General features: G+C 64.5%; 1 protein-coding gene and 1 pseudogene. Both read left to right on the forward strand.

All coding sequences use genetic code 11. From position 1 onward, the window contains the following. Positions 1–312, forward strand: a pseudogene (locus tag G6032_RS01385) (chemotaxis protein); the annotation flags it as partial. A gap of 79 nt (positions 313–391) precedes the next feature. Next, positions 392–1,677, forward strand: a 1,286-nt coding sequence (locus G6032_RS01390) for a cache domain-containing protein (protein WP_165280347.1), incomplete at its 3' end; no start/stop codon positions are given.

The raw sequence follows: 1,677 nt of genomic DNA on the forward strand, positions 1-1,677 counted from the left end.
GAGCAGGTGTCCACCGCCGTCACCCAGATGGACGAGGTCACCCAGCAGAACGCCGCGCTCGTCGAGGAATCGGCGGCCGCCGCCTCCTCCCTCGAAGACCAGGCCCATGGCCTCGCCCAGGCTGTCTCCGTGTTCCGCATCGACGACGCCAAGACCTCCGGCATCACCGCACCGCGCAGCACGCCGGCCAAGGCGCCGGCCGCCAAGGCACCCGCCGCCAAGGCCAACGGCGGCATGCCCAAGGCCCCGGCCCGCAAGGCACCCAAACCCGCAGTCGCCGGTACCGACGGCGACGAGTGGACGGAGTTCTGAGCGAAAGACGAGCCTGGCGACAAGAGATCGCGAGGCTCGTCCCAGCTCTCAGGAGCCCGGAAGGAAAGGAATACCGACGATGCAATTCTCACTCAGATCCATGTCGGTGATGAAGCGCCAGGTGCTGGTACTGGTCACCGTGCAACTCGGTATTCTCCTGCTCTCGGCCGTCGCGCTGCACAGCTATCGCGGGCAACTCGAAGCGGGCCACCGCGAAGCCGTGCAAAGCCTGGGTGAAATCGGCCGCGGCGTGATCGCGCACTTTCATGCGCTGGAGGAATCCGGCCGCATGACGCGGAACGAGGCCCAGGAAGCGGCCAAGGCGGCTGTCAGGGACCTGCGTTACAAGGGCGCCGAATACTTCTGGATCAATGACACCCGGCCGGTCATGGTCATGCACCCCGCCCGACCCGAACTCGAAGGCCAGGACCTCAGCAACAACCAGGACCCCAACGGCAAGTACGTTTTCCGCGAATTCGTCGAGGTCGCGAAACGAGACGGCGCAGGGATCGTCGAGTACATGTGGCCGAAACCGGGCTACGAGGAACCTCAACCGAAAATCTCTTTCGTGGCCTTCTACGAGCCCTGGAACTGGGTCATAGGCACCGGCGTCTATGTGGACGATATCGATCAAGCGTTCATGAGCCACTTGTCGGACCAGGCGGTAATCCAGTTACTCCTGATGGCGGCCCTCCTGGTGCTCGCCTGGCGGGTGGCGCGCAGCATCACGATCCAGCTCGGTGGCGAACCCGAATATGCCGCCAGGGTGGCACGCCAGATCGCGGCCGGAGAACTCGACGAGAAAGTCGCTGTACGCGACGGTGACGCGGACAGCCTGCTTGCAGCCCTTAGCGCCGCGCAGGAAAGCGTGCACCAGATGGCGCTCGACACGCGGAAGCTCGTCGATGCAGCAGCCGCTGGAGAACTGGCAACGCGCGCGGACGCGGCTCGCCACGAAGGCGAGTACCGTGAGATCGTCGAGGGCGTCAACGCCACGCTGGACGCCGTCATCGGTCCGTTGAACGTGGCGGCCGGTTACGTCGACCGCATCTCCAATGGCGACATCCCCGAGAAGATCACCGACGAGTACAAGGGCGACTTCAATGCCCTGAAGAAAAACCTCAACACCTGCATCGATGCCGTCAACAGGCTGGTGAAAGACGCCAACATGCTCTCCGACGCGGCCCTGGCGGGCCAGCTCGCCACCCGGGCCGACGCCAAGCGTCATGAGGGCGACTTCAGGAAGATCGTCGAAGGCGTGAACGCCACTCTCGACGCGGTCGTGGTCCCGGTCAACGAGGTCAAGCGCGTCATGGTGGCGCTGAGTGAAGGCGACCTGACCCAGAAGATCCAGGGCAACTACCA

Source organism: Wenzhouxiangella sp. XN24 (assembly GCF_011064545.1).
Taxonomy (GTDB): domain Bacteria; phylum Pseudomonadota; class Gammaproteobacteria; order Steroidobacterales; family XN24; genus XN24.